The sequence below is a fragment of the Nitrosomonas marina genome (assembly GCF_900111605.1).
Classification (GTDB): domain Bacteria; phylum Pseudomonadota; class Gammaproteobacteria; order Burkholderiales; family Nitrosomonadaceae; genus Nitrosomonas; species Nitrosomonas marina_A.
Genome location: NZ_FOIA01000037.1, coordinates 23,995 through 30,755, shown reverse-complemented (window position 1 = coordinate 30,755; position 6,761 = coordinate 23,995). Strand labels below are relative to the sequence as shown.

General features: G+C 47.3%; 5 protein-coding genes. 3 read left to right on the top strand and 2 right to left on the bottom strand.

The window, feature by feature from the left end; all coding sequences use genetic code 11:
• Positions 1-132: 132 nt before the first annotated feature.
• Both BMY62_RS13905 and BMY62_RS13900 read left to right on the top strand, forming a co-directional pair.
• Complete coding sequence (locus BMY62_RS13905) at positions 133-1,119, top strand: caspase family protein (protein WP_090661273.1); 987 nt, start codon at positions 133-135, stop codon at positions 1,117-1,119.
• Positions 1,092-1,793 carry a formylglycine-generating enzyme family protein gene (locus BMY62_RS13900; protein ID WP_177170403.1) on the top strand — a complete coding sequence of 234 codons (702 nt, stop codon included), beginning with the start codon at positions 1,092-1,094 and terminating at the stop codon, positions 1,791-1,793. The genes BMY62_RS13905 and BMY62_RS13900 overlap by 28 nt, the downstream gene beginning before the upstream one ends.
• A 294-nt stretch (positions 1,794-2,087) precedes the next feature.
• Here the strand turns inward: BMY62_RS13900 and BMY62_RS13895 are convergent, their stop codons facing one another.
• Positions 2,088-3,170: a coiled-coil domain-containing protein gene (locus BMY62_RS13895; protein ID WP_090661267.1), complete on the bottom strand. Its 1,083-nt coding sequence runs from the start codon at positions 3,168-3,170 to the stop codon at positions 2,088-2,090.
• A gap of 307 nt (positions 3,171-3,477) precedes the next feature.
• Between BMY62_RS13895 and BMY62_RS13890 the strand changes: the two genes are divergently transcribed.
• The gene (locus BMY62_RS13890) at positions 3,478-4,167 is read left to right on the top strand and encodes a PEP-CTERM sorting domain-containing protein (RefSeq protein WP_090661264.1); all 690 of its coding nucleotides are present in this window, start codon (positions 3,478-3,480) and stop codon (positions 4,165-4,167) included.
• A 141-nt stretch (positions 4,168-4,308) separates the two neighbouring features.
• Here BMY62_RS13890 and BMY62_RS13885 read toward each other — a convergent pair whose 3' ends face one another.
• The gene (locus BMY62_RS13885) at positions 4,309-6,654 is read right to left on the bottom strand and encodes an SLC13 family permease (protein ID WP_090661261.1); all 2,346 of its coding nucleotides are present in this window, start codon (positions 6,652-6,654) and stop codon (positions 4,309-4,311) included.
• Positions 6,655-6,761 lie beyond the last annotated feature (107 nt).

The following is a 6,761-nucleotide window of genomic DNA, read 5'->3' as shown; positions in this document are numbered from 1 at the left end:
TTATCAAACCAGATCAAGTTTAAAAATGCCAATTCTGCGATGACCTTAGCTGGTCAGGATTATGTGCGCCTGATTAGCGGTTTCTTTCACGTTAAAAGGTAACGCCTTTTCACTCAATTCAAGGATTGATCAATGACTTTCAGGTTTGTAGTAATTCTGTTGATATGCATTATTTCATTACCGTCTGCGATTGCTGCCCAACAACGTGGCGTTACGGTCATTAATGACGCTTCCGGTAATGATATAGAACTGTATCGAGAGAGTTACGCCCTGTTGATTGGCGTGAGTGAATACACAGCCGGTTGGCCGGATCTGGAAAGCATTCCGGCAGAAATCAGAGACGTCGAGAATGTACTCATAGCGCAAGGCTTTCATGTTGTCACCCATTTAAATCCAGATCGGGAGGCTCTTGAAAAAGCGTTTGAGAATTTTATTCATGACTATGGTTTGGACCCACAAAACCGTTTGCTCTTTTTCTTTGCCGGCCATGGCGAAACCCGCCAAAATGGACGCAAGGGCTATCTGGTACCGACAGATGCGCCACTCCCAACAAAAGACAAAAAGGGGTTCCTCAGAAAGGCGCTGCCAATGAGCCAAATCATGGCGTGGGCGCGTTTGATAGAAGCCAAGCACGCCTTGTTTTTGTTCGATAGCTGTTTTTCTGGAACCGTATTTAAACAAAGAGCGTTGCCAAAAATCCCGCCGCATATCTCATCGCTTACTGCAGAGCCGGTTCGTCAATTCATTACCGCAGGCAGTGCAGGGGAGACCGTTCCAGCTAACAGCGTTTTTACGCCGGTTTTTATTGACGGGTTAAAACATCGACTGGCGGATCTGGATGGGGACGGGTATGTGACCGGCACCGAACTGGGCGTCTATCTGCAGGGCAAGGTGCCGCAGCATGTCAGGCAGACACCGCAGTTTGGCAAGATTAGCGACTATGAACTATCCCGCGGTGATTTTGTTTTTTTACTGGATGCCGCAGAATCCGTAGCAAATACCCCCCTGGAAAAGTCCAAACCGCTGCAACGCGCAACGTACGTAATACGTTGCTTCCAGAGATGGTCTATATTCCTGCCGGTACATTTGATATGGGTGAACAGGATGCGGCGTTTATAAAAAATTTGCCCGATATTAGTAAAATACGCTTTGGTGTTCCAGGAAAACGCGTTCGGATCAGCAAACCGTTCTACCTGAGCAAAACCGAGATTACCTATGCGCAATATGATTACTCTGTCGAAATACGGCGGCGTGAAGGTCAATCCATAGATAGTCCGGAAACCTGGACGGGTGGCCGTGGCAAGCAGCCGGTGGTTTTCGTCAACTGGTTTGACGCGGCCGCCTATGCTGACTGGCTGGGCAAGCTAACGAACAACCAATGCCGCCTCCCCACCGAAGCGGAATGGGAATATGCGGCGCGCGCGGGCACCTCGACAGCGTATCCGTGGGGCGACAAAATTGGTGTCAACAATGCCAACTGCGATGGTTGCGGCAGTCCATGGGATGGTAAACAAGCGGCACCGGTTGGCAGCTTTGCGACTAACCGGTTTGGCTTGCATGATATGCCTGGCAATGTCTTCGAATGGACTTGCTCAAACTGGCACGACCTGTTTGACGGCAGTGAACAGCAATGCAATGATGACGCAACTGATAATACAGACCGTGTGCTGCGCGGCGGTTCCTGGTACGATCTTCCGGACGACATGCGCGCGTCGGGCCGCTTCAACGACCCTCCGGGCGACCGTTACTTCGATATCGGTTTTCGGGTGTTGTGTTTGTCCCCCATCGAATAGCGAATCACTGGCGCGCTGAACACTGATGCGCTGGGATTGCCGGTCACTGAGCGCCGCGTAGCGGCGCCACGCGCAATTTTGTGTGCCTTTTGTCGTTTTTACCAAGATCCGCGGGGCATTATAACCGGCATGCAGGTCCGATGAAGCTTGCGAAATCCGGAAAAATTGCTGCTCAGGGTCTGGTCTTGCATAGCAACATTCATAAGAATACCTGCTTTTTGCTTCAAATCGATGTCACCCTTCAAGAGACACATCTTAAATTCTTGATATTCCTCATCCAATAAAATAAATGGATTAATTTTGCTTATCAGGGGTCGTTCTTACCGTAATATTTTGTAAGCGTTCAGCCGCACCGGATACGGCTTTATTGGCGATATCCTGAACTTTTTCATACGCTTTTTCCTGCTGCTGATTAAGTTTTTCAATTTGTTTGATTTGTTCTTTTACAAGCGCCTCATAGGCGGAAATTTTTGCGGTCAGGACATTGATTTCGCCTTCAAAGCCTTTTTTCAGCAACGCTTCTTTTTGATCAAATTCCTTAGTCAGTCTTTCCTGGATTTCTTGCACAGCAGATTGCACCGATTTATCGAGTTCTGCCGGAAATGCATTGACTTTATCCTGCAGTTCATCCATTTTGAGCTCTCTTTCAGATACACCCTTTTCGCGCTCATTTAGTTCTATGGTTTTTTCCTGTACTTGTTTGTCAAACGCATCTTTTTTAAGCGACAATTCCTTTTCAAGTTTTTCAAGTTGATCTGCTAATTTGTTTTCTTCCAGTTGCCTTTTACGTTTGAGTTGATATTCATATTCTTCATTTTCCCGCTTACGTTCTTTTTCGATAGCATTTTTTGTTTCTTGCTGAATAGCCTGATGGGTTGCTTTATCTTTTTCCCACTGATCCTTTGTCAGTTTTATTTCATTCTCAAGTCCGACTTTTTTATCAAGAAGATCGTCCTCAAGCTGTGCTCTCTTTTCACGCATTTCGTGTTCAAATTCATCTCTGGCGCGTTTCTGCGCCTCTAAAATAATGGCCAGTTCTGCACTCTCTTTTTCAACACCGTATAAATCATTTAATTCTGTCTGCTTTATTTCGATGGCTTTTTTCAGGTTCTCATATTTTTCCGCCTCAGCTTCAAGCTTGTCCGACAACATGGTCAGTTCTTTATTAATCGAAACCTTTAATTGGTGAATTTGCATGGGTAATGCAGCATCAACTATTTTGTCCGAGTTTGAAACGATAGTTTTATGCTGAACTTCCTGTTTTGTTTTTTCCGCATTCAGGTTTTCTTTTTCTTTATTTTTGATTTCGTCTTTCAGTTTTTCAATAAGCTCCAGCATTTCTTTTTTGGTATTTTTCATACTGACGTCGTCCGACATCTTTAATTCTCCATATTGGTTTTCAACACGAAACGGCATAACAATAACCGCTGTTTTTTAGTATTTTATGCCAATTACTGTTATAAATTAGTCGAATCTGTAATACGGATTGATTGGGTGAGTAAAATTTCATATTGAAACATTTTTGTCGAAATTTTTTTACACTTAGTGTGCGCTTCAACCACATTGTTTTTACTGATAGAAAATATTTTATTTTTTATCAGTGGGTTGAAATGCATTGCAATGAATCTTGCTATAGTATTAAATATAACCGTTTGCATAATTGACCACAAAGGAGACGCTCGCTATGTTTACCCTGCATAAAATGGTTCACAAGGCTTTTTCTATCGTTATACCCACGGTATTATTTTTTTCAGTTTCTGTTCATGCCAGCATTATCAGCGTCACTGAAACAGGCGGCCCAAGCAGCATGGGCACCAATGCGACTGTCATAGGTGCGCCCGCGAATGCACTGGACGACATTGTTTTCAATACGGGCATGCAAGGGTTTAATGAAGCGCAAGGCGTTTTCACCAGTATCGCACACGGCATAGATGGCGGCGGGACGGTGGCCACCGGTTCATATGTCAATAGTCATATGATTTTCCTCAATTCTCAGGGAAACGCGTTGCTGACCCATACCGGTGTGCAATGGACTTTTGATGGCAATATTATCGGCGTAATGTCAGACTCTGGAGGCCTGCTCGAAGCAGCTTCCACATTTGAGCTAGGCAATCCTCTGACCAATTACACCGCCACTTTCGGCGGCAGCGGGCCCGCTGCGCCATTCCCGGCTCGTGGATTGGAAGGTGGCGACAGCTATTCCGTCAGCGGCAACACGATTACAGTCAATATGAGAGTCACCGAACCCGGCGACTGGATTCGCGTTATCACAGTCCCTGAGCCAGGTATGCTTGCGCTGATGGGCTTTGCACTTGTCGCATTCGGACTAACGCGGCGAAGCGCATATCATCCTATAAACGCAAAACTACTGTAATAAAGAACAGAGATCTCAAAACACGTACGGCTTTATTGTGAATACGTGTTTTGGGATCTACACTATGTCATCAAACCATTTAGTTTCCCCTGCTTTTTAAAAGCATCCTGCCATATTTTCCGCTGTTGAATTTTTCAAATACTACAGTGGCCAGAATATCGGCAACAATAGAGCTGTCACTGTAAAAACCACGAGTGTCAGCGGAATACCGAGTTTCAGATAATCCGTAAATCGATACCCCCCGGGGCCCATAATCAGCGTATTGGCAGGATGCGAAACAGGACTGGCAAGGCTGGTCGCAGCGATGGCGACCGTCATCATTACTGTATGTGACGAAATACCGAGCTCTCCGCTAATTGTCAACGCAATTGGCGCCATGATCAATACCAGCGCTACAGCAGGCAGAACCAGTGCTCCCAGTGCGGTAACAACGTATAGTCCGACAATCACAGGCCAAGGCCCCCAGGAACCGAATAAATGCAATACACCATTGGCCACGTATGCTGCGGCGCCACTTTGCTGCATCGCAGCGCCCAGGGGCAGCATACCAGCAATCAGAAAAATAGCGCGCCAGTCAATTGCGCGGTGGGCTTGCTCTATGCTAAGACAGCCGGTAATAATCATTAATGTCGCAGCTGCCACTGCCGCTGTATAAATCGGCATAAATCCGGTGAGCACCGATACAATAACCATCAGCATCAAAGTCGCAGCCAGTGGCGCCCTGCGAGTATCTATCGGTTCAGTATAAACAGGATTGAGAAGAATCAGGTCCTCATAATCATTGAGTCTGGCAAGATTGGCTTTTGGACCCAAAAAAAGCAAACCATCACCCGGCTCAAGTTTCATGGTGCCCAGGCCTGTGCGGTATGGACGACCGCCACGCCAGATAGCGGCTACCTTTATCTGATACCGCTCGTCAAACTGCAGCTCTTCCACCTGCTTTCCAACAAGCTTCCCGTGTGGATGCAACGTAGCTTCAATCAGATCAAGTTCGCCCTGTTCGAACACGCTCAGATACGGTGATACATCATGCAATCGCTCCAGTTGCTGCAAACCACGCAACACATCCAGATCGGATTCTCTTCCCTGAATTAACAACAGGTCGCCTGCCTGTATATATTCTTCTGAAGCGGGCGACTCTAACACTTCGCCTTTACGAAACAACGCCAGTAAACGAAAGTCGAATGCATCTCCAAGCCTGTTTTCTGCAAGCGTGGTTCCGATCAGAGGGGCTTCATCAGGTACATGCAGGACAAACAATCGTTCATCAAGTTGGTATTTCTCATGCATATCAGCATATGTAACCGGTTTTATTTGTGTAAACGCCGCTGCTTCACCTAGTTTTTCCAGTGCTTGCGGTGAGCCCTGTACCAGTAAGCGATCCCCGGCGGCAATCACCATTTCGGCAAGACGTGTTCGGCGAATCAGATTTTCCCGCCGGATTGCCATTACATTGACTCCGAAACGTTCGCGAAAAATACGATGACGCAACGGTTCGCCAATCAATGGCGCATTCTCGGCCACCACCAGTTCACTGAGTTGAACGTTGGCCAGCAAACGTTCATATAATACGGGCGCTTCCCGCTCAATCGTAAGCGTACTCCAGCTGCGCAGCTGCTCGAAGCGATCGAATCTGCCTTGTGCGAGTAAAATATCTCCCGATCGCAATACGGTACCCGGCCTTGGCAGTACAATAGGCCGGTCTGCACGCGTAACGGCAATAATCATTAACTCGGCAACAGATGCAAGGCCGGATTCGGCGATTGTCTTGCCGGCCAGAATCGAATCTGCAGATACCCGTAACGCAAAAATACGCTCCTGCAGCCCATACTCGGCACGCAAATCACGTTGACTTCGCGCGGTGCGCAATGTATCAGCTTTCGGTAACAAATGGCGTCCCGCCAGCGCGACAAAAATGGTTCCGGCAAGCAGTATGGGAACACCGATAAATGCAAAATCGAAAAAGCGAAAACTTTCTTCACCGGCTTCCTGCAGTGCAATGCTGGCCAGCAGGTTCGGCGGCGTGCCAATAAGCGTCATCAGACCACCTAGCAGCGTTCCATAGGCCAGTGGCATCAGAAGTCGCGACGGTGCTACACCGGTCCGCCGTGCAACATCGACGACCACCGGCAACATTAATGCCGCCACCCCTATGTTATTCATGAATGCCGACAGCACACCCGCGACAATCATGAAAATCACAATCATGCGCACCTCGCTATGTCCAGCCACCCGCAATACCTGTCGACCGATCTGATCCGCAATGCCAACACGTGCGAGACCTTCGCTAACAACAAACATCGCCCAAACAGTGATTACCGCCGGATTACTGAAACCGCTGATTGCCTCTGCTGGAGATACCAAACCCAGTATAGCCAGGCTGGACATTACCATTAATGCCACAACATCCACACGCACCCATTCAGTAATGAACAGAACCAGGCAAATAAACAGAATAGTTAATACCAGTATGCCTTCCAGTGCCATGCGCTCAATCCCCCGCAGTATTATGGGTAATTATATGTAAACTCGAATAAGAAATGATCAGGAATTGCAGAAACGCTGACTAATTTGCATTCAGTGCATAAGTTGCA

Bases quoted from the DNA above. Each gene is read 5' to 3' on its own strand.
- BMY62_RS13905 (WP_090661273.1), top strand. From the start codon at position 133: ATGACTTTCAGGTTTGTAGTAATTCTGTTGATATGCATTATTTCATTA.
- BMY62_RS13900 (WP_177170403.1), top strand. From the start codon at position 1,092: ATGGGTGAACAGGATGCGGCGTTTATAAAAAATTTGCCCGATATTAGT.
- BMY62_RS13895 (WP_090661267.1), bottom strand. From the start codon at position 3,170: ATGTCGGACGACGTCAGTATGAAAAATACCAAAAAAGAAATGCTGGAG.
- BMY62_RS13890 (WP_090661264.1), top strand. From the start codon at position 3,478: ATGTTTACCCTGCATAAAATGGTTCACAAGGCTTTTTCTATCGTTATA.
- BMY62_RS13885 (WP_090661261.1), bottom strand. From the start codon at position 6,654: ATGGCACTGGAAGGCATACTGGTATTAACTATTCTGTTTATTTGCCTG.